Raw genomic sequence first — 25,482 nt, 5'->3', positions numbered from 1 at the left:
AAGCGCCCTCCTTGTCTGCTTCACCACTTGTGAGAATGCCATTATCGATTTTTGAGTATCGCCGCGACGATACCTGCGGAGGCACCGCCCGGCAAACAACCGTCTTCCTGCGGAAATGCTATTTACGCGCTACGCATACGCTCAGCGGCGACTGTCCAGAAGGCGGTCCTTCATCACCTTGCCGGTGGCGTTCAACGGCAGGCTGTCGAGGAACTCTACAGAGCGAGGCACCTTGAAACCCGCCATTCGTTCCCGGCTCCACGAAATGAGGTCCTCACCTGTGACGTCATCGTGACCCGCGCTGAGGACGACGAACGCCTTCCCCACCTGCCCCAACCTGTCGTCCGGAACCCCGATGACCGCGGCCTGAGCCACCGCGGGGTGCTCGAGGAGAAAGCCTTCGATCTCGGCGGGATAGGCGTTGAATCCGCCGACGATGAACATGTCCTTCTTGCGCCCGACGATACGCAGCCGGCCCGACTCGGTGAACTCACCGAGATCTCCGGTGTGCAGGAAGCCATCGGAATCGATCGCTTCGGCGGTCGCAGCGGGGTCGTCGAGATAACCCTGCATCACGTTGTAGCCGCGCACCAACACCTCGCCGTCGTCGGCGATGCGGACCTCGACGTCCTCGCACGGCAGGCCCGCAGTCGTCGCGACGTCCTCGGGGGTGTCTCCCGGGCGTGACAACGTCACATTGCCGGCTTCGGTGAGCCCGTAGCCGGTCATCAGGCTTTCGAACGGCAACTCGTCACGGATCCGGCGGATCAGCTCCACCGGGATGTCGGCCGCGCCGGTCACGCCCGCCCGCAGAAATGCGAGCCGTCCCTTGTCGGCCACGGTCAGCAAGGAGTGATACAGCGTCGGCGGGCCGGGGAGCATCGTGATGCACTCGCGCTCGATCAGCTCAACCACCCGGTCGACGTCGAACGCGGACACCGGCAGCATCGTGGCGCCTCGTAAGAACGAGGCGATGAGTCCGGCCTTGAGCCCGAATGTGTGGAAATACGGGTTGATCATCAGGTAGCGATCGCCCTGGCGCAGATCGGCGAGCGTCGCCCACTCCTCGTACGCGCGCAGCGTCTGGAGGTGATTCATCATCGCGCCCTTGGGCCGGCCCGTGGTGCCCGAGGTGAAGATGACGTCCGCGATGTCGGTACCCGCGAGGTCGCCGACGCGATCGAACGGCTGGCCGGCCGACAGGAAGCCCGACCCCAGGTCGATCACCGGCACATCCGTGCTCACCGAATAGTCCAGGCCGAGGAAGTCCTTCTGCACCAGCACGGCCTTGGCGCCGCTGCGGCCGATCACATCGGCCGCCTCCTCCGGCTTGAACCGGGTGTTGACCGGGACGAGCACCCCGCCGGCGACCAGCAGACCGAACGCCGCGACGATCCAGTCGGCGGAGTTCGGCGCCCAGATCGCCAGTCGATCGCCTTTGGCGATCCCGAGGTCCGCGAAAGCGCCCGCCGCACAACGGATCCGGTGCACCAACTCGGAGAAGGACAAGCGCAACGGACCGTCGACGACCGCTTCCGCGTCGCCGAAGCGGTCCGCTGCGCTCAAGACCATCGCGGGGATGGTCTCCCAGGGTTCTGACGTCACACGGTGACGAGGCGACCCAGGTTGCCGCCCATGATCTTCGCCTGATCCTCGACCGAGAGGTGTTCGAGCGCGGTGACGTAGTGCGTCGGTTCGGCCAGGCCCTCCGGGTGCGGCCAGTCGGAACCGTAGAGCACCTGGTCCACGCCGATCAGGTTGATCAGGTCGTCGATGCCCTCCTCGTAGAACGGGCTGACGTAGATGCGGTTCTTGATCTCCTCGATCGGATTGCCCAGGAACGCCTCCGGCGCCTTCTTGTACACCTCGGCCATCGAATCCAGCAGCGGGAACATCCACTTCGAACCGGCCTCGACGATGCCGACCTTGAGCTTCGGATGCCGGAACAGCGCACCGTGAATCACCCACGAGGCCACCGCGTCCTGAATCGGGCGCCACTCGTTGAGGATCGACATCGCGTTGGTCTGGAACGGCAGCATCTCCTGCGCGGCGCCGTCCCACTCCGAGGTGTAGCGGGAATAACCGCTGTCAGACGAGTGCATCCCGACGAAGATGTCGTGGTGGACAACCCGCTCCCAGAACGGGTCGAACTCGGGCAATGCGAACGAGCGGGGACCACGGAAGCCGGGCACCGGCGCCGGGCGGATCAGGATGGCGCGGGCGCCGCGGGCGACCGCCCACTCCAGTTCCTCGATCGCCTTCTCGACGATCGGCAGCGTGATCACCGGCGTAGTGAAGATGCGGTTCTGATAGTTGAAGCCCCACACCTCGTCCAGCCACTGGTTCAGCGAGTGGATGATCACGTGGATGGCGACCGGATCGTCGCGCAGCCGCTCCTCGATGAGGCTGGCCAGCGTCGGGAACATCAGCGACCGGTCAACGCCCAGCTCGTCCATCAGCTCCAGCCGCGGTGCGGGCTCGAAGAACGCCGGGATCGAGCGCATCGGCTCACCGAACAGTTCGCGCTTGCTCTTACCGTCCGGGTTGCCGAACTTGAAGTACTCCTCCCAGGCGCCCGGCTTGGCCACCACGGAGAACGTCGGGTTCGGGATGTAGTTGCTGATCTGGCCCTTGATGGCGATCTTGGTGCGCCCGTTGACCTCGACGTACTGGACGATGTCCTTGTACTCCTTGGGCAGGTACTTCGTCATCGCCTCGGGCGGCTCGTAGAGATGGTTGTCCGCATCGAACAGCGGAAACGGGATGTCGACCCGGTGTGAAAGTTGTCCCATGGAACACTCCTTTTCTTCTCTGGAGAATCCTATTCTCATTGGTGTCGGGTGCGCAACGTGCTGACGGTCTGATCGGGTCCCAATTCGTTCGCGAGAGTCCCGAATTCGTTCGCGAGAGTTACACCAGGGCGGTAGATCGGCCCGGATCACGACCCTGTTGTACGCCTCGCGAGAGTTACACCAGGGCTGTGGATCGGCAAGGATCACGACCCTGTTGTACGCCTCGCGAGAGTCGCGGCGCTGCTGGCTCGCACCTGCTCCCGCAGGACGAACTTCTGGACCTTGCCGCTCGCGGTGCGCGGATAGTCCTCGCCCTCGGGCACCTCGTGCAGTTCCTCGGGCCACTTCTGGATCGCGACACCCGCGCGCTTGAAGTGGGTGCGCACCTCCTCGAGCGTCGGCATGCTGCCGCCCGACCGGATGCGAAGCACCGCGGCGGTACGCTCACCGAGCCGGTTGTCGGGCGCGGCGACCACGACGGCTTCGGCCACACCGGGCATACCGAGCAGCACCTCCTCAACCTCGAGTGCGGAGATGTTCTCTCCCCCACGGATGATCACGTCGGCCTTGCGGTCCGTGATGGTCAGATAGCCGTCCTCGTCGAGCACTCCGACGTCGCCGGTGTGATACCAACCCTCGTCGTCGAACGCCCGCTCGGTCATCTCGTCGTCGGTGTAGCCCAGACACAGATCCGGTCCGCGCGAGAGGATTTCGCCGTCCTCGGTGAGTTTGATCTCCACGCCGGGACGCGGGTCGCCGTCGGTGTAGAGCCGTTTGTCCTCGGGCGCGGTCGGCCGCGAGCCGGTGATGGACGGGTGCTCGGTGCTGCCGTAGGAACGGAAGACGAAGAACCCCATGTCGGCCAGTCGGCGCGTCACCGCAGCGGGGACCGTGGACCCCCCGAGGCCGACGGTGGTGAACCGAGAACGGTGCGCGTCGGTGCAGTCCGGATGGTCGAGCAGGCTGGTGACGAAGTACGGCGGCCCACCGCCGATCGACAAACCTTGCGTCTCCATGAGTTTGAGCACCTTGCCGGGATCCCATACGTCGCACAAATCGATCGGGGCGCCCTCGAGCACCGGGATGAGGAACGCACCCAGCATTCCGATGAAGTGACCGATCGGCGTCGCCGTGAGCTGTCTCCCGCGGTCCTTGGGATAGTTCTCCAGCAGCTGGCGGGTTTCGAAACCCAGCGTCTGATGGCTGTGCACAACGCCTTTCGGCTTGCTCGTAGTACCCGAGGTGAACGCGATCAGCGCCGGACCCGCCGGATCGGTGGCCAATGTGCCCGTCATCGGGTCGTCGTCGAGAAGGTCGTCGAAGCTGTGGACATGCTCCTCGCGCAAGCGCTCGTCGGCCCCCACCAGCGCCACGATCGGGACCTCGGCGGCCAGGTCGGGCTGAAATTTCATCCGGCCGAATTCGCGCGTGGTGATGAAGACCTTCGGCCGCGCGGTGGGCAGGATGTGGGCGAGTTCCTTGCGACCGTAGAAGTGCACGATCGGCACCACGACCGCACCCAGGAAGGTGGATGCCCAGAACGCGACGGCGGCCTCCATCCAGTTCGGCAGCTGGAGCGCGACCACGTCTCCGGGACCGACCCCGCGTTTGTGCAGGCCGGCCGCCAGGCGACGGGCCTGCAGTTCGACGTCGGCGAAGGTGCCCGCGAACGGACGCACATCGGAGTGCACCCAAAACCCGGTGTCCGGATTGGCGGCCAGGTGGCGGGCCAACAGTTCACCGAGCGTGTCCCGGGTCCACCAGCCTTTCTCCTCGTAGCGTTTGGTCAGCTCGACCGGGATGTTGCGCATGGACTCCCCACACTCAGGCGGCTGCTCCGACTCGAGGCGATGCTATTCTCTGAAACCGAGAATGCCAATATCGCAAATGGAGAACGTCTGATGGTGGACCTCGAGTTCGACGACGGCTTGGCGGTCATCACCATCGACCGACCGGAAGCACGCAACGCGATCGCGCCCGAGACCATGGAGCAACTCGACGCCGCGCTCGACGAAGCGCAGGGTGCGACCGCGCTGGTGATCAGGGGTGCGGGCGACCGGGCGTTCGTATCGGGCGGTGACCTCAAACAGCTCGCCGCATTGCGCACCGAGGCTGACGCGGCCGCCATGGCCAGGCAGATGCGCGCGGTGTGCGATCGCATCGCCACGTTTCCCGGCGTCACCATCGCGGTGCTCAACGGTCACGCGCTCGGCGGCGGCGCGGAGTTCGCGACCGCGGCCGACATCCGGCTGGCCGCCTCGGATATCAAGATCGGCTTCAACCAGGTGGCGCTCGAGATCATGCCCGCCTGGGGCGGCGCCGAGCGGTTGGTCGACATCGTCGGATACAGCAAGGCACTGCTGCTGGCCGGCACCGGCACCATCCTCACAGCCGAGGAGGCCCAGCGCGTCGGTCTGGTCGATCAGGTGCTGGCGCGGGAGTCGTTCGACGACGACTGGCGCGCGATCGCCCGCAAGCTCGCCCACCGGGCGGCCGGCGAGATCAAGCGGGTGATGAAGGGCGCCTCGACCGACGAGGCCGTCGACGCGTTCGCGCGGCTGTGGGTGTCCGACGAGCACTGGGCAGCCGCCGACAAGGCGATGAACCGCGCCAAGTGATCCGGCGCCCCACCCCACCCCGCCGCGAGCGCCCGCGTTTGCACGCGACACGCCGCGGTTTGTCGGCACACAGCGGACGCTCGCGCGCCGCGACTACCCGCCCAGAACGCGGATCGGGTCGCTGCCGTCCCAATTCGCGGCGGCGTCGCGGACGAAGGCCGCCATACCGCTGGTGATTTCGGTCAGTTCCATGATCTCGATGATCTGTGCGACAAGGGCGGGACCGGCTGGTGGTTCGACGTAGGCGAAGCGGGTGCCGACGTCCTCCCCGCCCGACCACACGACCGGCCACCCCGCCTCAGCGACGGACCGCATGGTGGCATCGAAATCGCTTGCCCAGTAGGCGAACTGGTGGAAGCCCTCGCCGTGGGCGTCGAGAAACTCGGTGAAGACGCTCGGGGCCGCACTCTGTTGCTGGATCAGCTCCACCTGCATGTCACCGCTATTGCTCAGCGCCAGCGACTGGGTGATCTCGCACGGCTCACCGCGATACTGCGCGGAGAGCGTGAGATCCCGCATGACGAACCAGGGCCCGACCCCGAGCTCGAGCCAACTCGCGATGGCCCGGTCGATATCGGTGACGACATAACCGATCTGACGGATCGGCCCGGGAAGGATCCTCATCACACCTCCGGATGAACCACAATGCGCGGCGGCCCAAGCCCTTTGCGGACCTGATCGAGGGCCTCGGGCACGCCGTCGAGGCCGATCGTCGCCCCGATGCTCGGCGACGGATCGAGGCGGCCGTCGACGACCGCGTCGAGCGTGCCGTACCAGTCCTGCGGGTGGGGTCCCCCGCCGAACTGGATCGTCATGCCCTTGTGCGTGGCAGCGGTGCAGTCGATGGTGCCAGCGTCGTACCAGCCGCCCGCGGCATGCACTCGCGCCAGGAATTCGCAGTTGTCGACAATGGTCTGCATCAGGCCGTTGGCGCCCACGCACTCGAAGATCACCTGCGTGGTCTGGAATCCGTTGGCGCGAAACGTTTCCCGCCAGACCTCATAGGGATCGCGCTCTGCGGGGTTGACGAGGACGTCGGCGCCGAACTCGGCGGCGTAGCGCAGACGGTCGTCGCTGTAGTCCGACACCACGATCGGGGCGAGGCCGCGCGCCTTGAGCGCGGCGACGGTGGACAGCCCGATGGCGCCCGCGCCGATGACCAGCGGAAGGTCGCCCGGCCCCACACCCGAACACCGCACGTAGTACTCCCCCACGGCGAACGCGTCCACCAGCGCGACAGTGTCGTTCGGCACCGCGTCGGGCACGCGCCGCGACATCATCTCCGACACCACCATCAGCTCTCCGAACGCGCCGTGGGCGTCGGGATGATGTCCGATCACCAGTGGCTCCTGACCCGCGCGGATCAGGATCGGCATGCTGGTGACCCGTGTTCCGACCGGGAAGTCACCCGAGCAGTCGGGTCCGTGGCCCACCACCTCGCCGACGAACTCGTGGCCCATCACGGTGTCGCGGTCCGCATCCCATAGGAACCGCGGCGACGAATTCGGATGGTCCATGTAGTGCACGTCCGAGGCGCAGATCGCCGCCGCCAGCGGCTTGATCAGCAGCTCCCCGGGCCCGGGTTCGGGATCGGCCGTCTCGCGGACGTCGAGCTTCCCGCCGCGCAACACCACCGCTCGCATCTCAGCCCTTTCTCTTGGCGGCGAAATCGGTTGAGGCCGCGCTGATCATCTCGACCAGAGTGCGCCGGTCGACCGTCCACACCTGCGATGCCATGGCGCGGTTGTTCTCGCCGACGACGTACGTGGGCCCGTTGCCGATGTTCGCGATGATCTCGGCGGCGACGTCCTCCGAGCGCATCTGCGTCTGCGGGTCGTACTCGACACCCATCCGGGCCAGCGCCGGGGTGTAGGTCATGCCGAGCGGCGTGCAGCAGACGTCCACGCCGTGCGGCCGCAGCTCCGCCCACAGCCCCTCGGCGAAGGTGTGTTGGAACGCCTTCACCGCGGAGTAGACGGCCAGCGTCGCCGATCCGGCCAGGCAGGCCAGTGAGGCGACGATCACGATGCCGCCGCGACCGCGTTCGACCATGGCGGGTCCGAAGTGGCGGGCCAGCGCCATCGGCCCGACGCAGTCGAGCGCGACCTGCTTGAGCGAGTAGTCGAAGTCGTTCTCCAGGAATGTCGTCGTGCGATCGGAGGCGCCGGCGTTGTAGACGACCAGCCCCACCTCGAGGCCCGCGGTCGCGGTGGCGACCTTGGCGACCATGTCGGGGGCGGTCAGATCCTGCGCGAGAACATGCACCTGGACGCCGTGCCGATCACGCGTCGCCGCGGCGACCTGGTCGAGCAGGGCCCCGTTGCGCGCGATCACGACGAGATTGAGCCCGAGCGAGGCCAATTGGTCGGCCGTCTCGGCGCCGATGCCCTCCGACGCCCCCGCGATCACGGCCCACGGCCCGTACCGCGCGGCGAACTCGGTGCTCACTGCGCCACGCCGGCCGCGCTCATCACTCGCGCGATGTTGGTGGTCCGCTTCACGATCCGCCAACCGTCCGGAGTCTGAACGAGCTCGTCGTCGTAGTGACCGAGCGCGTCGATCCAGCTCCCGTCGTCATCGGGCACGGCCTTGAGCACGGCGTGCACATAGGACCGCGCCGTGGCCCGGTCGGCCTTGACGTCGACGACGATGTTGGAGATGCGGTGATACGTCTGCCCCATGCCGCCGTGGATCTGCTCCATCAGCGTGGTGAAGGCGTCGGCGTCGGTGAAACTCCCCAGATCGCCGTAATCGATGTCGACCTCATCGGCCCAGCACGTCCGGAACAGCTTCCAGTCTTTGAAGTCGATCCCGGTGGCGTAACGAATCAGAACCTCGGCGATCTGCGCTTTGTCGGCGTCCACATCGGGGAGGCTAGCAGCGAGTTGAGCGCTTGACGACCCCGGTTCTCTCTAGACGAGAACGTCATTTCCAGTTATCGTCGGCGCGTGCCGACACAGCAAGTGGCGCTCGCGCCCGAAATCTCGACCTGGCCCGATGACAACCCGCAGCTGATCGGAAGCCGGTGTGGCGCGTGCGGCGCCACCGCCTTCCCGGTTCAGCAGCGCTGCCCCAGGTGCAGCGCCGGCGACATGTCCGAGCTCAAGCTGCCGCGGCGCGGCACCCTCGTCGCGTGGACGACGCAGGGGTTCCCGCCCGGCGCGCCGTACAAGGGCCCCACGGGCAACGACTTCGTGCCGTTCGGCGTCGGGTTGGTCCAGCTCGAGGACGTCATCCGCGTCGAGGGCCGCCTCACCGAGAACGACCCCGACAAGCTCGAGTTCGGCATGGAGGTCGAGCTGACGATGGTGCCGTTCACCACCGACGACGACGGCAACGAGGTCGTCACCTTCGCCTTCAAGCCCGTCTAGACACAGGAGCACCGGAATGACAAACGACGTGGCGATCATCGGCGTGGGACTGCACCCGTTCGGCCGATTCCCGAAGACCGCGATGGAGATGGGCGCCGAGGCGATCCAGTCCGCACTCACCGACGCCGGCGTGGAATGGAAGGACATCCAGTTCGGATTCGGCGGCAGTTACGAGGTGTCCAACCCCGACGCGGTGACCCGGCTCGTCGGGCTGACGGGCATCACGTTCACCAACGTCTTCAACGCGTGCGCCACCGCCGCCAGTGCGATCCAGCAGACCGCGGACACCATCCGCCTCGGTAAGTACGACATCGGGATCGCAATCGGTCTGGACAAGCACCCGCGCGGTGCGTTCACCGACGATCCCGCGAAACTCGCGCTGCCGCAGTGGTATGCCGAGAACGGTCAGTTCGTCACCACCAAGTTCTTCGGGATGAAGGCCAACCACTACATCCACAAGCACGGCATCTCACAGGCCACCCTGGCCAAGGTGGCGGCCAAGAACTTCCGCAACGGCGCGCTGAACCCGAACGCGTTCCGACGCAAGGCGATCCCCGAGGAGGAGATCCTCAACTCGACGGTGCTGAACTATCCGCTGACGCAATACATGTTCTGTGCGCCCGACGAGGGCGCCGCGGCGGTCATCATGTGCCGCGGCGACATCGCGCACCGCTTCACCAAGAAGCCGGTCTACGTGCGCGCCACCGAGATTCGCACCCGTCGCTTCGGTGCCTACGAAGTCCACGCGACGTCGGCGCCGCTCGACGAGGATGCCTCCCCGACCGTGTATGCCGCCAAGGCGGCGTATGAGGCGGCGGGCCTGGGACCGGAGGACGTCGACGTCGCGCAGCTTCAGGACACCGACGCCGGCGCCGAGGTCATCCACATGGCCGAGACCGGCCTGTGCGCCGACGGCGAGCAGGAGAAACTGCTCGCCGACGGCGCCACCGAGATCCACGGTTCGATGCCGATCAACACCGACGGCGGGCTCATCGCCAACGGTGAGCCGATCGGGGCCTCCGGGTTGCGGCAGGTGCACGAACTGGTGCGGCAGTTGCGCGGCGAGGCCGGTGACCGTCAGGTCCCCGGTGAGCCGAAAGTGGGCCTGGCTCAGGTGTACGGCGCTCCGGGCACCGCCTCGGCGACGATCCTGTCGGTCTGATGCGGTTGCCGATTCGCGACCTGGGTCGCGTACATCGTTTTAAGATCCGGAAATGATCTTCGGTCGCTCGGCCCGTACCTCGTTGCCGGCCCTCGTCGCGGCAATCATGGTGACCGCCGGTGGTGTGGTGTCGGTGAGTGCGCCCGCGGTGGCGCAGGGTCCACCGCCGCCGGTGCTGCACAACGTCAAGTACTCGGTGTTCTCCGAGCAACCGTTCTTCGTCGACATCTACTACCGCGACGTCGATCCGCCGAACTGGGCAGCCTACAGCCACAACCCGTACCAGTTCAGCCCGAAGGTCGAGGCGCAGATCGGCCCGGACCAGCAGTGGAACCTGGACGTGCAACTCGCCAACCCCGATGAATGGGCGATGGTCACGGCGACCAGCGGACCTGGCGAAGCGAAACCGAATATCCACTGCGTCCTCGCGGTCGACGGAGTGGTCGTGAAGACGCATCAAGGCCCGAAGGGCGCGCTCTGCTCCATTCGGAGCTGGTGACCGCCGCTGGGACTGCTCGGATCGAGTGGATCGCCCTCCAGCCGGCGAATCCAGTTCTCGCAGAACGCGAATGTCTCGGCATGCCCGGTGGTCATGCCGAGCGCCCGCTCGACCACCAATGCCTGGGACACGGCGGTTGCGAATACGGTCCACACCACCGGTGGAACCTCTTGCGCAGCAGCGCCGTAGCGCGCGAGCACGGCGGTGATGGCCTTGTTCTGCTCCTCACGGAACCGTTCGGCGTAGTAGATGATCTCGACCCGCAGCGCCTTGCGGTGATTGGCCAGGCCCATGAATTCCATCGTGAGCCGCGTGGCCTCCGGCTGCGTGCTGAACCGCCATAACGCCCACAGTGGCTGGGGCGACGCGAGCGCGTGCGTCAGCGCCTCGAGGCCCGCCTCGGCCATCCGACGGAAGACGGCGAGGAACAGGTCCTCCATCGTGCGGAAGTAGTAATGCACGAGCTGCGGCTTCAGCCCCGCCTTGTCGGCGACGCGTCGCGATGTGACCGCGGCGTAACCCTCCTCGAGCAACAGTTGCTCGGCGGCGTCCAGCAGTACGCCGCGGTTTTTCGCGTCGGGCGCCCCGATACGCCGCGTCGGCCCAGAACCGCCAGTCATCCGATCACTTCTCTTCCCGCCCTTCCGACACGCCGATCGTAGTGGCGCCCCGCCGTTCGATCTTGACCACGACCTTAACCCCATGCTAAGCAAGTGCTCAGCATATTCAGCCAGATTCAAGAGCGGCAGCGTCCGCTCACCATCACGCGGGCCAGCGTCGACCCCTGGAGGGCTTCCACACCATGACCACAGATTTCGATTCGGTTGACTACTTCACCGATCCCTCCCTCGTGCCCGACCCGCACCCGTACTACGACCACATCCGCTCGAAGGATCCCGTCTGTTGTCCGATCAACAACGGCGTGCTCGCCGTCACGGGTTGGGAGGCGGCCAATACCGTCTACAAGGACAGCGAGAATTTCTCGTCCTGTGTAGCGGTCATGGGTCCGTTCACACCGATGCCGTTCACGCCCGAGGGTGACGACATCTGCGAACAACTCGAGAAGCACCGCACCGAGATTCCGATGTTCGAGCACATGGTCACGATGGATCCGCCGCAGCACACGGATGCGCGTTCGATTCTGGCCCGGCTGCTGACGCCCAAGCGCCTCAAGGAGAACGAGGACTTCATGTGGCGGTTGGCCGACCGCCACATCGACGAGTTCATCGCCGACGGCAAGTGCGAGTTCCTCGCCGCCTACGCGAAACCGTTCTCGCTCTTGGTAGTCGCCGATCTGCTCGGCGTTCCCGAGGAGGACCACGAGGACTTCCGCGAGTCGTTCGGCGCCCAGCGCCCCGGATCGAACATCGGAGGTCTCGACCACGAGGTGATCGCCACCAATCCTCTTGAGTGGGCGGACGAGAAGTTCTCGCGCTATATCGAGGAACGCCGCGAGAACCCGCGCGACGACGTGCTGACTTCGATCGCCACCGCCAAGTACCCGGACGGCTCCACACCCGAAGTGGTCGATGTGGTGCGTACCGCGACCTTCCTGTTCGCCGCCGGCCAGGAGACCACCGCGAAGCTGTTGGGCGCCGCGATGCGGGTGCTGTCCGACCGGCCCGACATCCAGCAGCAGTTGCGCGATGACCGCAGCCTGATCCCGGTGTTCATCGAGGAGTGCCTGCGGATGGACAGCCCGGTGAAGAGCGTGTTCCGGATGGCCCGTAAGACAACGACACTCGGCGACACCCCAGTTCCGGCGGGCACCACCGTCATGGTCAGCCCTGGTGCGGCCAACCGCGACCCGAATCGCTTCGACGACCCTCACGAGTTCCAGTTGGACCGTAAGAACGTTCGCGAGCACATCGCATTCAGCCGCGGAATCCATTCCTGCCCTGGCGCACCGCTGGCCCGTGTGGAGGGCCGCGTCTCGATCGAACGGCTCCTCGACCGGTTGGGCGACATCACGGTCAGCGAGGAGAAGCACGGGCCGATCGACGACCGCCGCTACGTTTACGAGCCGACGTTCATCCTGCGCGGGCTCACCGAGATCAACATCGAGTTCAAGCCGATCGGCTGAGCGTCACCACGGTCGCCGAAACTGCGGAGAAAGCCCATAATTCGCTGTTTCGGCGACCTGCGTGCAGTCTCGGCGGGGATCCGTCCCTACAGATCCCCGCGCTCCCAATATGAGCGGCCATCCTTGGCGACGCAGGTGAGGAACAATCCGTCCGGGGCTTGAGCCACCTCGCCCACGTGCAGCGGGCACAGGTCGAATTCGTTCTTCACGCCGTGCATTTCGGGTGACCGGAACCAGCGCGGCTCGTACCGCCGCGGCGAACCGCAGAACACCAATCGGCCCCATTCTGTGACGCCGAAGGCATAGTAGGTCGTGTTGTTGCAGTACGACCCGAGGATGACGCCCGGCCTGATGCCTGGCGTGCAGTTGGGGTGATTGCACTCGGCGCCCGGCGGGGGTAGCGGTGGCAGCGGCGGCTGAGCGGCGACCGGCGGGGCCGCTGTGAGCGCCGCGAACGACAGCAGAGCAGCTAACACTGCGACGGGGGACCGCATTTAGTCATTCTCACATATCGGCGGAACGAAATTCTCCCTATTGGAGAGCAGAGCTGCTATGCGCGATAGGCTTTCCGCATGCGTAGTGCTGATTGGGCCGCGGGTGTGGCGGCGATCGCTTTCGCGGCGAGCGTGGGGACCGCAACACCGGCACATGCCGATGATTTTGGTGTCGCGCTGAATGGCACCTACCTGGTGATGTCCGACGGCGAATGGGCGAAGAAGAGTATCGGCCCGCATGGCGCCGGTGGCGCCGACGTCTTCCGCGACGATGTGACCGTCGTCCAAACCTGGACTGTCAGCACAGATTGCGTGAGCCCGATCGAATGCACCGGAACGGTGATCAGCGACCGCGGCTGGACCGCCCCCATTCGGCTCGACGACTTCTGGTACGTCGATCGCGACGTCCCCAACTGGATGCCCTGCCCCAATGGGACATTCGCCCCCGGGCACCAGAAGTTCATGTTGTGGGGAATGGATCCCTCCCGGAACGAACGCCTCACGAAGAACACCACCTTTCTGGCCGGCCGCGACATGACCAAGACCGCGAGCGGCGCTTGTGGCAGGAATCAGACCACCTCCGTTGAGATGCCGGTGAAGATGCAGAAGCTGTCCTGACCACCCGAGCACGGTCAGGTCGGCAAGAGGTCCTTCCAGGACCTCGGGTTCTTGCCGGGCAGCGTCTCCTGCTGCAGGAAGCCGTCCGGACTCAGATATTTCCCCGTCCTGGGGTCGTACGTCGCCACCGCCACCGACGGGCCACCCGCTGACGTCTCGGTGGCGTGAGCGGCCGGCGCTGCGGGAGCGGCTCCCGGCGCAGGCGGTATCGGCGCTCCGTTGAGCGAATTGCCGGGCGGCGGTGGCGCGGCTGGCGGCGCCGGTGGCGGGGCCAGCGGTGCCGGCGGGGCTACCGTCGGCGTCGGCTGCGGTGACAACACCTCCGGTGCGGGGAACGGTGGCGAGTCGGGTGCCGATGGGCCGGGCGGCGCTCCCGCGGGAACGGCGCCCGGCGGCAGGGGCGTACCTTGCACCGGCGCATAGATCCGTTCCTGGAAGTCGACCCTGTCGTCGGGCGGTATGCCCTGAGAGATGAGGTTCGGGTCGAGCGGTTCCGGCCCCAACGTGTGCTGGCGCATGGCGAGCGGGACGTAACCCCGTGGGTCGTTGCAGAGTTCGACCGTCGGCGCCCGTTTGCCGGGATGTTCGATACAGGGGTAGTTGCGAGCTCCACGTACGCTGATCGGTGAGTCCTGCGGCAACTTGCAGTACAGCCCGTCAGGCGTGTCGATCGTGGTCTGGTCCTCCGGGGAACGCCACTGCGTCGACGGAAGGAATCCCACGGTGCATGCCGGCGGGTCACTGATGGTGAGCGCGAAATCACCGGTGGGCCACCCGACGGGGTTGTTACCCGGGAGGCCGAAGGACTGCTGGGCGGCGATGATTCCGGGGAAGATGACCAGCAACTGCTCGAGGGCCGGGTTGTAGGTGAGCAGGACCTGCGTGACGGTGGTCAGGTTCGCCAGCAGGATCGGCAGCGTGGGCTTCACGTCGTTGAGGAGCGCCGACACTTCCTGCGCGAAACCGGGCCCCTGCTGCAATATGGTGCGGATCTCCGGATCATTCTGTTCCAGCTGCCCGGTGACGCCGGCCAGGCTCCGCGCCCAGGTACGGATCTGCTCGGTGGTCTCGGCCTGCGATTCCAGCAGCGGCCTGCTGTCGTCGATCAATCCGCGGGTCTGGTCGGAGACGCCGCTTAACTCATCGGTCACCTTGGCGGCCGAGTCGAGCAGGGACTGGAAGTCGGGGCCGGCCCCGTTGAAGGCCTTGAACGACTCGTCGAGCAGGTCGGCGATTCGGTCGCCGGGGATGCTGTCCACCAGCGCGCTCAGCTGGTCCAGCATCGGGCCGACCTCCTGCGGAAGGGTGGTCCGCGAGGCCGGAATGCGTTGTCCGCTTTCGAGATACGGTCCCGAATCGGTGCGGGGCCGCAAATCCACGTACTGCTCACCGACGGCGGACACGCTGCGCACCTCAGCCTGCAGGTCTGCGGGGATCTTCGGTGAGGTGTCGAGTGACAAGTGCGCTTCAGCACCGTTCTCCGTCAACGTCACCGAGGTCACCTCACCGATCTGCACCCCGCGGTAGGTCACGTTGCTGAAGCGATAGAGACCGCCCGCGGCGGGTAGCTCCAGCGTGACTTTCAAGCGGCCGATACCGAGCAGTGTGGGCAGTTGCATATAGGTGAAGATCATCACGGTGACGCCCAGAATCGACGCAATCGTGAAGATGATCAACTGATTTCGGACAAAGCGAGTCAGCATCAGCCACCGCCTCCTGGGGTCGGTTCAGCCGGTGAAACAGGTGCCAGTGGCGCCGAGGGCCCATAGGGTCCCGCGAATATCTGCGACGACGTTATCGCCTGGGACTGAGGCAGCCATGGCGCCGCCGGCGGCGGCGGCGCGACCGGCAGCAGCGGCTCGCTCACCGGCGGCAACGCCGGACCGGGTGGTGCCGCGGGCGCCGGCGGCAGCCCCTGCGGCGGCGGCGCGACGCCCAGCGCCATCGGGCTGTAGGAGTAGTTCATGTAGTACGGGTCGCCGGGTGCCGGGATGAGTTTGGCATTCTCGTCGCCCCACCGGGTACCGAGCAGCAGCGTCTTCTTCAGACGTGGATAGGTGAGGTCGAAGCTGGCGAACAGGTTGATGTAGTCGCCCCGGGTGATGCGGTCGGCGAATGTCGGCCCGTAGGGAAACGCGGTGGCCCACAACAGCGCAAGGTTCAGATCTGGTCCGATGTCGGCAAGTGCACCGAACACCGGACCCAGGTTCTCGAGGTCCTTCACCAGGTCGTCACCGGCATCGTCGACCAACTGATCGGCGGTGTCGCTGAACTGCCCCAGCTTCTGCAGCGCGGTGGTCAGCCGCGGCCGCTCGCGAATCAATACATCGAGCGCCGGCGGAATCTCCTTGAGCGCGCGGTCGATCACGTCGCGCTGTGAGGCGAACGTACCCGCGACCCGGTTCAGCTGCTGAATCGAGGCGATGATGTTGTCGCGCTGGCGGTCCAGCACCCCGACGAAATTGTCGAGCCGAGTGAGCAACTCGCGAATCTGCGGTTCCCGCCCGTTCAACGCGACGTTGAAGTTGGAGATGATGTCACCGATCTGCCCGAGTCCTCCCCCGTTGGCGACGGTGGACAACGCGGACAGCGTCCGCTCGGTGGACGGATATGTGGACGAGTCAGCCAATGGGATCGTCGCGCCGGGTTCCAGCCGACCCCTCGGCTCTTCTCCCAATGGCGGATTGAGCGCCAGGTGCATCGAGCCGAGCAGACTGGTCTGCCCGACCGTTGCCACGGCGTTGGCGGGCACCGCCACATCGGGTTTGACCGAGATTTGCACGTTGGCGTGCCAGTCCTCGACCGTCATCTCACCGACGCTGCCGACGACTACGTCGTTGATGAGAACCGGTGAATTGGATTCCAGCGTGGCCACATTCGCGACCTCGACCCGGTAGGTCACCGCGTCGGGTCCGCGTCCCACCGCGCCGGGCAGCGGCAGCGAGTTCAGGCCCTGGAATGAGCAGCCGGTCAGCGTCAGCGCCACGCACGCCCCGGCGATCGTCAATCGCTTCACATCGCTCCTGCTGATCATCGCGGGGCCTCCGCAGGCAAGGGTGGCCCCGGCGGGCCGGCGGGCGTGGGCGGCAGCAACATGCCCTCCACCGTCGTCGGGCCCGCAGGGATGTTGCTCAGCACCCGCGGCGGTCCGGGGATGGGCGCGCCGGGGAACAACGGCGGCGACGGAATCGCCGGTGCGTCGTTGTCCGGGGTGTACAGCCCCGGCGGACCAGGGGGAGCATTCCACCCCGGCGGCGGCGGGACGTCGCCGTTCCCGAGGTAAGCGGACACATCCGGGAACGGTTCGGGCGGATCCCCCGGCCCCGCCCCCCCGGGCGCGAGCTTCGGGTCGGTGTAGATCAACCGGTCCGGGTTGATCGCGGGCCTCAGGTAGGCGTTGATCGGCAACGGGACGTTGTTGACGTTGAGCAGGCGCAGCGCCGGACCGAGGTACTGCGCGCACAGCTTTGCGGTCTCGGGGGCGGTGACGTTCGCGACGGCGCCGATCATGCTACAGATGAACAAGACCGGGTTCGAGAAGTTGTTCAGCGAGAAGGCCCCGGTCACCGAACCGCCGTTGGGATAGTAGATGTTCGCGAAGTTGGCGATCGCATTCGGCGTGATGTGCAGTACGTTCTCGAGAGCCAGCTTGTTGTCGACCAGAACCTGGGTCACGTTGGCCAGCCGCTGGAACTGCTCGGAGGTCTGGTTTCGGATGCCGGCCACGAACCGCTGTACCTCCCCGAGCGCCACCGACAGGTCGGTCAGCGCCGCGTCGAGGTCGGACCTGTTGTCGTTCAGCACGCTGGTGAGGGTGGCCAATCGGTTCTCGAACATCACGATCTGCTGCTTACTGTCGCGCAGCGCACCGACGAAGATCTGGAGGTTCTTGATGATGTCGACGATGTTGCCGCTGCCTTCGGCGAAGATCCTCGCTGCACCCGACAACTGGGCCAGCGTCTGCCGGAGCTTCTCCCCGTTGCCCCCCATAGCGTTCGCGGCACTGTCGATGAACCGGGAGACCGACGTGTCCGACACCCCGGTATCCGGCCCCAGTTCCGTTGCCAGCCGCATCAGTTGCGTCTTGACCTCGTCCCACTCGACAGGAACGGCGGTGCGGTCCAACGGGATGACCGCACCGTCTTGCATCTTCGGTCCGTCGCCGTTGCGGTAGGCGGGCGTGAGCTGGACATAGCGGGCCGCGATCAGGTTCTGGGCGACGACGACCGCCTTGGCGTCGGCCGGAATCGGCACACCGCTGTCCACCTTGAGGACCATCTTGGTCTGGGTGCCCTCAGGTGTGATGGACTCGATCGTGCCCACCTGCACACCGGACACCCGCACCTCGTCACCGGGATAGATGGCCGTCGCCGTCGGGAAATAGGCCGTGATGGTGCTCGGCCCGAAGAACACCTGACGCACGAGGAACGCTGCGCCGGCGACCAGTCCGATGGCCAGCAGGACCGCCGTCGCGGTCACCAGACGCTTACGGGGTGCCATCATCGGGAAGATCTCCTGGCTGGGGAATCGCGTTGACGGGGAACGGTAGTTCCGCCCGCGGTCCGGCATTGTCTGGTGGCTGCCCCGCGTCCATGCCCCGGCGGAAGCCGAAGGCGTAGTCCATGAACGGCTGGAGCAGTTGCGGCGGTAATGGGATCACGTTCGGAACCAACGCGTTGTAGTACGCACCGTTGGACACGATCTCGCCTTGTGTCAGATAGTATTTCGCCGCACCGGGCAGCATCTTGGCCAGGTTGTCCCTGTTCTTTTCCAGCACCGCGACCACCTCGTTGAGCTTGTCCAGCGTGGGCGCGAGCTCCTGCTCGTTTTCGGCGACCACGCCGGTGAGCTCCTGTGACACCGCCGAGGTGGCGTTGAGGAGGCTGACGATCGCATGCCGACGTTCGTTGAGCACCGCCAGCAGGTCGTTGGCGTTGAGGATCAGTGAATTCACCTGATTGCTGCGTTCGGCGAAGATCCCGGTGACATCGCCGGCGGTCCTCAGCAACTCGGCGAGGCTCTGATTGCGGTTGTTGAGCGACTGCGACAGCCGGGACAATCCGTCGAACGTCGGACCGAGTTGCGGCGCAACCTGATCGAGCGTCGCGGCCAGCGTGTCCAGCGACTGGTTCAGCGTGTCGGTGTTGGTGGCCGCGGTATTGGCGGTGAGATCGCTGATCGCGTCGGTCAACGAGTACGGCGACGACGTCCGCGACGTCGGGATGGGCTTGCTGCGGTCGAGCGTGCCGCTGCCCGCCGACTCGAGTGCCAACACCCGCTCACCGAGCAACGTCCCGGTGCGGATCTGTGCGGTGGAGTCCGAGCCGAGCGCGTACTTGCTCTGGATCGTGAAATCAACCAGCGCATCGCCGTTGACGAGTTCGATCGACGAGACCGAGCCGACCTTGATCCCGGACAACGTGACGTCGTTACCTCCCACGAGGCCGCCGGCTTCGGTGAACAGTGCCTGGTATCGCAGCCCGGTGGCGTACGACATCAGTCGCTCCGGCTGCAACCCGACGGTGATCACGAGGATCACCAGCACGACGCCGATAACGCCGGCCCTGATGAGACGGGAGCCCCTGTACTTGTCCATCTACTCTTCAGCGCACCTTCCCGTTTCTTGCTTGACCCAGGGGAACACCACGGTGCGGCCTTCCAGGTCGCTGGCGCGGAACGTGATGCCGCAGATGTAGTACGGGAAGAACGCCCCATAAGACCCGACGCGCGCGAGCTTGCGGTAGATCTCGGGAAGACGCTGCAGGGTCGCATCCAGGCGCGGCAGGTCGTTGCCGGCCAGCGGGGCGAGCCGGTGCAACTCGTTGACCGTGTGGTCCAGCGGCTGACGGGCACGTCCGAGCAGGTCGGCCAGCGACGACGTGCCGTTGTCCAGTTGCTCGATGGCCTCGCCGATGGGGTCGCGGTCCGCGGACAGCCCTTCGACCAACTTGTCGAGCCGGTCGATGGCACCGGAGAACTCCTCGCCGTCTTTGGACAATGTGTCGAGAACCGTTCGCAGATCATCGATCAACTGCTCGATCACCTGGTTGTTGTCGGCCAGCGAGTTGGTGAACGAGGACGACTTGGACAGCAGCGACTCCAAGGTGCCGCCCTGGCCCTGCAGGATTTGGATCAACGACGAGGTCAACCCGTTCACGTCTTCGGGATTCAGGCCTTGGATCACCGGCTTGAGCCCGCCGAGCAACAGGTCCAGGTCGAGTGCCGGCGCAGTCCGGTCGGCGGGGATCGTGGCGCCGGCTGGGAGGATCCGGGTGGAGTCCGGGGTGTCGAGCAGTTCCAGATAACGATCCCCGGTGAGGTTGAGATACCGGACGGCGGCCCGTGTCCCGGTGGTCAGCTTGGTTTTCTTGTCGGCGTCGAACTCGACGAGGACGTTGCGGTCAGGCTCCAGCGACACGCTCTGCACGGTGCCGACCCGGATCCCCGCGATGCGTACGCTGTCACCCGTCTTGAGTCGGGAGGCATCGGTGAACACCGCCTTGTACCCCTCGGTGTCACCGCCTCTCGAATCACTGAAGATCAAGAACAGGAAGGCCGTCAGGACCGTCATGACGACCCCGAAGACGGCGAACTTGATGAGAGTGCCTGTCGATCCCGTCATCCCGGCATTCCGATCTGTGCGGTGTTGCGCGGCGGCCCGTCGAGCGGCCCGAACAACCAGTTCTTGAGGCCCTCGGAGTTCAGCAGGATTCCCGCGTTCCCGTACTGCGCTGGATTGGAGCCGACATCTCCGACGATCGCGGGCGGCACGAACTCTGGCGGCAATTCCGGGAGGCCGAGTTCCTGGCAGTAGTCACGCCCCCCGCTCTTTGCGGCGACCTTGGGCAGGTCACCCGGATAGCGGTACCGCTCGACGCCAAGCGTGAGTCCCGCGTTGACCAGAACGCCCGAGAACTGCGGCGGTGACTTCGCGAAGGGTATCAATCCGCCGATGCCACACCACAGCGACTTGCGGTAGAGGTTGAGCAACTCGGCGGTGGGGACGAGATTTTCCAGCACATCGCCGAGCGCCTCACGGTTTCCGCCGATCACCTCGTTGCCGATGTCTGCCAACCCGATTGCGCTGACCAGGAATTGGTCGAGGTTCTGCTCCTGGTCGACGATGGAGTTGCTCACCGATGTGGTGCTGCGGATCGTCGTCATCAGGTCCGGCGCCGCGTCGGCGTAAGCGTTGAACGCAGGTACCGAGGCCTCGATGCTGGCTTCCAGATTAGGCAGGCTCGGGTCGATCTTGGCCAACAGCGCATTGAAGTCGACCAACGTCTGGCCGAATTGCTCCCCTCGGCCGTTGAAGGCGGTCGCGATCGCACCCAGCGTCTGGTTCAGCTTCGCAGGATCGATCTTGTCGAGCACGTTGACCAGCTGTTGGAACACCGTGTTGATCTCGACAGTGACGCTGCCACTTTGAATGACCTGACCGGGACGCAATTTATCGGCCGACGGATTCTCCGGGGGCTTCAATTGAACGAACTTCGCGCCGAACACTGTCGTCGACGCGATGTCGACATCGACGTTCGACGGGATCAGGTGCATCTGCGCCGGATCCATCGCCAGGTGCAGAGCTGCCGTGCCGTCCGGGCGGGTCTCGATCGACTCGACTTTGCCGACGTCGACGCCCCGCATCTTCACTTCGGCGTCGTTGTTCATCACCAGGCCGGCCCGCTCCGAGATCACCGTCACCGGAACGGTTTTGGTGAAGCTGCCCTGAAACAGGGCAACCGCCAATGCGACGATCAGAACGATCGTGACGATCAGGGCCAACCCCGTCAGGGGACGTACCACACTGCTTTTCACCGGCGCCTCTATCCCGACAGGTTGAAGTTGCCGTTGGAACCGTAGACGGCCAGGGATACCAGCAGGGTGACCGACACGACGATCACCAGCGAGGTGCGCACCGCGTTACCGACCGCGACCCCCACACCCGAGGGGCCACCGGAGGCGAAGTAGCCGAAATAGGTGTGCACCAACAGGATTGTGATCGCCATCAGCACCGCCTGAAGAAACGACCACAACAAATCGATCGGATTCAAAAATGTGTCGAAGTAGTGGTCATACAACCCGCCGGACTGACCGAACAACACCACCGTGGTGAACTGCGACGCCACAAACGACAAAATCACCGCAATCGAATACAGCGGGGTGATCGCCACCATCCCCGCGATCAGCCGCGTGGACACCAGATATTCGATCGGCCGGATCGCCATCGACTCCAGCGCGTCGATCTCCTCGTTGATGCGCATCGCGCCCAACTGCGCGGTCACTCCGGCGCCGAACGTGGCCGCCAACCCGATCCCGGCCACCGTCGGTGCCGCGATACGCACATTGATGAACGCCGCCAAAAACCCCGTCAACGCCTCGATGCCGATATCGCCCAACGACGAATACCCCTGCACCGCCAGCGTGCCACCGGCAGCCAACGTCAAAAACCCCACGATCGCGACCGTGCCACCAATCATCGCCAATGTCCCGGCGCCCATGGAGATCTCGGCGATCAACCGCACGATCTCCTTACGGAAGTGCACCGATGCATGCGGGACCCCCGCCAGCGCCCGCAGGTAGAACAGCATGTGATCGCCGATGCGGCCGAGAAAGTCGACCGGCTTGCGAACCCCCCGCGACAGGCGCGGATAGGTGCTGCGCAGAACTTGTACGGTTCCCATCGATAGCTCCCGATCAGCCCGTCGTCATCCGAATACCGATCGCGGTGACGACCACGTTGATCACGAACAGCGCCATGAACGCATACACCACCGTCTCGTTGACCGCGTTACCGACCGCCTTGGCACCTCCGCCGGTGATCGTCAACCCGCGGAAACACGCCACCAACCCCGCGATCAACCCGAACAACGCCGCCTTCACACACGAAATGATCACCTCGGGCACCCCGGTCAACAGCGTGATCCCCGCAGCAAACGCGCCCGGATTCACGTCCTGGATGAACACCGAAAACGTGTAACCACCCAAAATCCCGATGATCACCACCAAACTGTTGAGCAACAACGCCACCAGGCCCGAGGCCAACATGCGCGGGGTCACCAACCGCTGCACCGGGTTGATACCCAACACCTCCATCGCATCGATCTCCTCGCGGATGGTGCGCGACCCCAGATCGGCACACATCGCCGTGGCGCCCGCACCAGCCACGATCAACACCGTCACGATCGGGCCCACCTGGGTCACCGCCCCAAACGCCGCACCCGCCCCCGACAGATCAGCCGCACCCAACTCCCGCAACAAGATGTTGAGCGTGAACGACACCAACACCGTGAACGGAATCGCCACCAACAACGTCGGCGCCAACGACACCCGAGCGATGAACCAACACTGCTCCAAAAACTCCCGCCACTGAAACGGCCGACGAAACACAAACCGCACCGCATCGGCCGACATCGCGAACAACGCCCCGACCGCCTGCATCGGCCCCGCCAGGTTCCGCAACGGCGGCAGACCCGCAGACCACCGCTCCGGCCCACTAGCTTGCGCCACTGCCGTCTCCTTCCAGGATGGTGACCGCCGCGACCGCGGTGGGCCCGCCAATGTTATGGGCAAGGCCGATCCGAGCACCGTCCACCTGGTTCACGGCTTCGCCGCGAAGTTGCGCGAACAGCTCGACACACTGCGCGACTCCGGTCGCGCCGGGCGGATGCCCCTTGGCCTTCAAGCCCCCACTCGGGTTCACGGGCAGCTCCCCGCCGATAGTCGTGACATCGGCTTCGACGAGTTTGTGGCCCCCGAACCTCTCGGCGAATCCCAGATCTTCATAGCTGATCAGCTCGATGCCCGTGAAGAAATCGTGAACTTCTGCCACATGGACTTCGCCAGGAACGAGACTGGCCATCTCAAAAGCCTGCTTGGCGGCCCGCACGGTCGCCGGCATCGTGGTCATGTCCGCTTTGTGTTGGTGCATCACGGAGTCCAGGCCGAGGCCGATGCCTCGAATCCATACCGGGCGGTTTGTGAATCGGTCGACGACGTCTTCGGAAGCCAGTATCAGAGCCGCCGCGCCGTCGCTTTGCGGCGCGCAGTCATAGAGCCGAAAGGGGGTGACGACGACGGGTGCTGCCAGCGCCTGTTCGACGGTGATCTCGAATCGCAGTCGCGCCTTGGGGTTGTTCGCGCCGTGCCGGTGGTTCTTGACCGCGATCATGGCGAGGTGCTCCTGAGTCGCCGGCGACTCGTGCAGATAGCGGCGGACGTGTAACGCGAATCCCGCGGGCGAGACCACCCCCAGCGGGTAGTCCCACGCCATGTCGCGGGCCATCGCCTCCCACTCCCACAGCATGTCCCGGGAGGTGGTGTCGCGCAATTTGTCCGCGCCCATCACCAGTGCGACGTCGAACGCTCCCGACGCGACACCGAACAGTGCGTTGCGAATGGCGTCGTTGCCTGTCGCGCATGAATTTTCGACCCGGGTCACCGGCAGGTCGGGAAGACCGAGCGAGTCGGCCAGGATGCCTGCCGGGAAACCATCGGCGGTGCCCATGGCGCCGAACCAGGCCGCCTGCAGGTCCGACTTCCTCAAGCCCTTGTCCACGCTGGCCGCGCACTCGGCGAAGGCCATCGGCAGAAGATCCTTGAGGCCCAGCGCGAAATGTTCACCGAACGCGGTCATCCCGGCGCCGACGATCGCGACCCTCCTCATGCGGCCACCGATTCCGGCTCGAACATGTACCCGTAGTCCGGAACTCCGGACCGAATGGCGACGCGGCGCAACGCGAGTCGGCCGCGCGTGCCGATGTCCACGGATCCGGGCTCGGCGCCGGTCACCTTCACCAGCGCCCGCACACCGACACCGTCGAGCGAAACGATCACCAGCGAGTACGGCGAGCGCAGACCGGGCACCGGGATGTGCACGGTGGTTTCGGTGTAGACGGTTCCGGTGCGCGGCAACGGAATCAGCTCGTATCCGCTCGAGAGCGTGGCATCGTCGGCCAGCCGGTACCGGGGCGGGAAGTCGAGATCCTCGGAACCCGGGTGACGGCCGGCCTCCCAGCGCACCTTGGCCTCGAACGCCCGCTCGTATGCGGCGAGTGAGATGGGGATCTGGGCGTCGCCGACGATCGTGCCCGCGGGTTGGGGACGCGCGGTCGGCTCGCGCCGGTTCAGCTCCGCGATGCCACCGGTGACCGTGATTCCGGACAGGCTCGCCTGTTCGACGGCGACCAGCGGGCCCGTCGTATTCCGTTCGGCCATACCGGCCAACGCGAACAACCCGGCGCTCGCGCCGGTGGTCGGCAGCGGGGGCGGATCCCCGATCGTCAGCTCGGCCGCCCACGAATGGTCGACACCAGCGACCGCCGCCGGGGTGTCCAGCCACGCCGCTTCCAGAGAGGCGATGAGCCCGCGCTCGTGCAGGAGTCGGGGGTCGCCGTAGTCGTGCACGTCACCGGTGGCCTTGCGGGTGCGCACCGGAAGGCTGCGTGCCACGCGGGCCGCGGTGCGCACCTGTAGCCCCCGCTCCGCGGTGAGTATCGCCGCCGCTCCGGCCGGATCGAGGTCGGTGCCGATGATCAACGTGCGCGGCCGCGCGGAACTGACCGCGTCGAGCGTCGCGGGTGCACCGCCGAGGCGCTCGTCGACCTCGAGTTCCGGGTCCAGCCCGAGCCCGGCCAGCAGGACCGCCGCATTGCTGCTGTCGAGCAGGGGCAGATCGCGGCTGACCAACACCACCCGCTCGACCGCCCCGCTGGCGAGCAGCGCCGCACGTCCCGCCTCGACGGCGAGGGTTACCGCGTCCTCGTCGTCACCGGGTTCGCGGTGTAGCCGCGCACCCCAACACGGCAGGTATGTGCCGATCGAGGCGACGTAGGGCATGGGCTGACTT

General features: G+C 65.7%; 25 protein-coding genes. 6 read left to right on the top strand and 19 right to left on the bottom strand.

The features are described 5' to 3' along the window. Window positions 1–141 precede the first annotated feature (141 nt). The 3 genes from AU198_RS20070 to AU198_RS20060 all read right to left on the bottom strand — a co-directional run bounded on the left by AU198_RS20070 (window position 142) and on the right by AU198_RS20060 (window position 4,603). On the bottom strand, window positions 142–1,605 hold the full coding sequence (locus AU198_RS20070; RefSeq protein WP_082691128.1) for a FadD3 family acyl-CoA ligase: 1,464 nt from the start codon (window positions 1,603–1,605) through the stop codon (window positions 142–144). Continuing rightward, window positions 1,602–2,792: an amidohydrolase family protein gene (locus AU198_RS20065; protein ID WP_064350327.1), complete on the bottom strand. Its 1,191-nt coding sequence runs from the start codon at window positions 2,790–2,792 to the stop codon at window positions 1,602–1,604. Before AU198_RS20065 ends, AU198_RS20070 begins: the two co-directional genes overlap by 4 nt. A gap of 203 nt (window positions 2,793–2,995) precedes the next feature. Then, the gene (locus tag AU198_RS20060; protein WP_064350326.1) at window positions 2,996–4,603 is read right to left on the bottom strand and encodes an AMP-binding protein; all 1,608 of its coding nucleotides are present in this window, start codon (window positions 4,601–4,603) and stop codon (window positions 2,996–2,998) included. 90 nt (window positions 4,604–4,693) lie between these two features. On the opposite strand from AU198_RS20060, the gene AU198_RS20055 reads away from it, so the two are divergent. Continuing rightward, window positions 4,694–5,410 (top strand): enoyl-CoA hydratase/isomerase family protein, encoded by a 717-nt coding sequence (locus tag AU198_RS20055; protein WP_064350325.1) that lies wholly within the window; start codon window positions 4,694–4,696, stop codon window positions 5,408–5,410. 93 nt (window positions 5,411–5,503) lie between these two features. Here AU198_RS20055 and AU198_RS20050 read toward each other — a convergent pair whose 3' ends face one another. Genes AU198_RS20050 through AU198_RS20035 form a run of 4 tightly spaced genes read right to left on the bottom strand, consistent with a single transcriptional unit; the run spans window position 5,504 to window position 8,274 of the window. Then, on the bottom strand, window positions 5,504–6,034 hold the full coding sequence (locus AU198_RS20050; protein ID WP_064350324.1) for a VOC family protein: 531 nt from the start codon (window positions 6,032–6,034) through the stop codon (window positions 5,504–5,506). Then, on the bottom strand, window positions 6,034–7,053 hold the full coding sequence (locus AU198_RS20045; RefSeq protein ID WP_197416172.1) for a zinc-binding dehydrogenase: 1,020 nt from the start codon (window positions 7,051–7,053) through the stop codon (window positions 6,034–6,036). Before AU198_RS20045 ends, AU198_RS20050 begins: the two co-directional genes overlap by 1 nt. Window position 7,054: 1 nt before the next feature. Further along, window positions 7,055–7,858, bottom strand: a complete 804-nt coding sequence (locus AU198_RS20040) for an SDR family NAD(P)-dependent oxidoreductase (RefSeq protein WP_064350323.1) — start codon at window positions 7,856–7,858, stop codon at window positions 7,055–7,057. Continuing rightward, window positions 7,855–8,274, bottom strand: coding sequence for a nuclear transport factor 2 family protein (locus tag AU198_RS20035; protein WP_064350322.1), 420 nt, complete (start codon window positions 8,272–8,274; stop codon window positions 7,855–7,857). The genes AU198_RS20040 and AU198_RS20035 overlap by 4 nt, the downstream gene beginning before the upstream one ends. An 84-nt stretch (window positions 8,275–8,358) precedes the next feature. Between AU198_RS20035 and AU198_RS20030 the strand changes: the two genes are divergently transcribed. Genes AU198_RS20030 through AU198_RS20020 form a run of 3 tightly spaced genes read left to right on the top strand, consistent with a single transcriptional unit; the run spans window position 8,359 to window position 10,442 of the window. Next, a complete protein-coding gene (locus AU198_RS20030) occupies window positions 8,359–8,781 on the top strand; it encodes a Zn-ribbon domain-containing OB-fold protein (protein WP_064350321.1) in 423 nt (140 codons plus the stop codon). A 16-nt stretch (window positions 8,782–8,797) separates the two neighbouring features. Next, on the top strand, window positions 8,798–9,943 hold the full coding sequence (locus tag AU198_RS20025; RefSeq protein ID WP_064350320.1) for a thiolase family protein: 1,146 nt from the start codon (window positions 8,798–8,800) through the stop codon (window positions 9,941–9,943). Between the two features lie 52 nt (window positions 9,944–9,995). Continuing rightward, a complete protein-coding gene (locus AU198_RS20020; RefSeq protein WP_064350319.1) occupies window positions 9,996–10,442 on the top strand; it encodes an Rv2576c family protein in 447 nt (148 codons plus the stop codon). On the opposite strand, the gene AU198_RS20015 is transcribed toward AU198_RS20020, so the two are convergent. Then, window positions 10,400–11,062: a TetR/AcrR family transcriptional regulator gene (locus tag AU198_RS20015; RefSeq protein ID WP_064350318.1), complete on the bottom strand. Its 663-nt coding sequence runs from the start codon at window positions 11,060–11,062 to the stop codon at window positions 10,400–10,402. The two genes, AU198_RS20020 and AU198_RS20015, sit on opposite strands and share 43 nt — an antisense overlap. A 182-nt stretch (window positions 11,063–11,244) precedes the next feature. On the opposite strand from AU198_RS20015, the gene AU198_RS20010 reads away from it, so the two are divergent. Then, window positions 11,245–12,525, top strand: coding sequence for a cytochrome P450 (locus AU198_RS20010; RefSeq protein WP_064350317.1), 1,281 nt, complete (start codon window positions 11,245–11,247; stop codon window positions 12,523–12,525). An 86-nt stretch (window positions 12,526–12,611) separates the two neighbouring features. Here AU198_RS20010 and AU198_RS20005 read toward each other — a convergent pair whose 3' ends face one another. Continuing rightward, entirely contained in the window at window positions 12,612–13,019 is a 408-nt protein-coding gene (locus AU198_RS20005; RefSeq protein ID WP_064350316.1) for a hypothetical protein, read from the bottom strand. Between the two features lie 78 nt (window positions 13,020–13,097). Here AU198_RS20005 and AU198_RS20000 point away from each other — a divergent pair, with 78 nt between their 5' ends. Next, window positions 13,098–13,637, top strand: coding sequence for an Rv2253/PknI dimerization domain-containing protein (locus AU198_RS20000; RefSeq protein ID WP_064350315.1), 540 nt, complete (start codon window positions 13,098–13,100; stop codon window positions 13,635–13,637). A gap of 14 nt (window positions 13,638–13,651) precedes the next feature. On the opposite strand, the gene AU198_RS19995 is transcribed toward AU198_RS20000, so the two are convergent. Genes AU198_RS19995 through AU198_RS19950 form a run of 10 tightly spaced genes read right to left on the bottom strand, consistent with a single transcriptional unit; the run spans window position 13,652 to window position 25,472 of the window. After that, complete coding sequence (locus tag AU198_RS19995; protein ID WP_064350314.1) at window positions 13,652–15,340, bottom strand: MCE family protein; 1,689 nt, start codon at window positions 15,338–15,340, stop codon at window positions 13,652–13,654. Continuing rightward, entirely contained in the window at window positions 15,340–16,671 is a 1,332-nt protein-coding gene (locus AU198_RS19990; protein WP_064350313.1) for an MCE family protein, read from the bottom strand. Before AU198_RS19990 ends, AU198_RS19995 begins: the two co-directional genes overlap by 1 nt. Beyond that, a complete protein-coding gene (locus AU198_RS19985; RefSeq protein ID WP_064350312.1) occupies window positions 16,668–18,140 on the bottom strand; it encodes an MCE family protein in 1,473 nt (490 codons plus the stop codon). The genes AU198_RS19990 and AU198_RS19985 overlap by 4 nt, the downstream gene beginning before the upstream one ends. Beyond that, window positions 18,124–19,233, bottom strand: coding sequence for an MCE family protein (locus AU198_RS19980; RefSeq protein ID WP_064350311.1), 1,110 nt, complete (start codon window positions 19,231–19,233; stop codon window positions 18,124–18,126). The genes AU198_RS19985 and AU198_RS19980 overlap by 17 nt, the downstream gene beginning before the upstream one ends. Beyond that, the gene (locus tag AU198_RS19975) at window positions 19,234–20,259 is read right to left on the bottom strand and encodes an MCE family protein (RefSeq protein ID WP_064350310.1); all 1,026 of its coding nucleotides are present in this window, start codon (window positions 20,257–20,259) and stop codon (window positions 19,234–19,236) included. It abuts the gene before it with no gap. Beyond that, window positions 20,256–21,452, bottom strand: coding sequence for an MCE family protein (locus AU198_RS19970; RefSeq protein WP_064350309.1), 1,197 nt, complete (start codon window positions 21,450–21,452; stop codon window positions 20,256–20,258). The genes AU198_RS19975 and AU198_RS19970 overlap by 4 nt, the downstream gene beginning before the upstream one ends. An 8-nt stretch (window positions 21,453–21,460) precedes the next feature. Next, on the bottom strand, window positions 21,461–22,318 hold the full coding sequence (locus tag AU198_RS19965; RefSeq protein WP_064350308.1) for an MlaE family ABC transporter permease: 858 nt from the start codon (window positions 22,316–22,318) through the stop codon (window positions 21,461–21,463). Window positions 22,319–22,331: 13 nt separating this feature from the next. Then, a complete protein-coding gene (locus AU198_RS19960) occupies window positions 22,332–23,075 on the bottom strand; it encodes an MlaE family ABC transporter permease (protein ID WP_228768705.1) in 744 nt (247 codons plus the stop codon). A 55-nt stretch (window positions 23,076–23,130) separates the two neighbouring features. Further along, the gene (locus tag AU198_RS19955) at window positions 23,131–24,300 is read right to left on the bottom strand and encodes a thiolase C-terminal domain-containing protein (RefSeq protein ID WP_064350306.1); all 1,170 of its coding nucleotides are present in this window, start codon (window positions 24,298–24,300) and stop codon (window positions 23,131–23,133) included. Next, window positions 24,297–25,472 (bottom strand): OB-fold domain-containing protein, encoded by a 1,176-nt coding sequence (locus AU198_RS19950; RefSeq protein ID WP_064350305.1) that lies wholly within the window; start codon window positions 25,470–25,472, stop codon window positions 24,297–24,299. The genes AU198_RS19955 and AU198_RS19950 overlap by 4 nt, the downstream gene beginning before the upstream one ends. Window positions 25,473–25,482: the final 10 nt, after the last annotated feature.

Origin of the sequence: Mycobacterium sp. GA-1199 (genome assembly GCF_001500045.1) — a bacterium.
Taxonomy (GTDB): domain Bacteria; phylum Actinomycetota; class Actinomycetes; order Mycobacteriales; family Mycobacteriaceae; genus Mycobacterium.
Note: the sequence above shows the minus strand (reverse complement) of the source record. Positions and strands in the feature narration are given on the sequence as shown.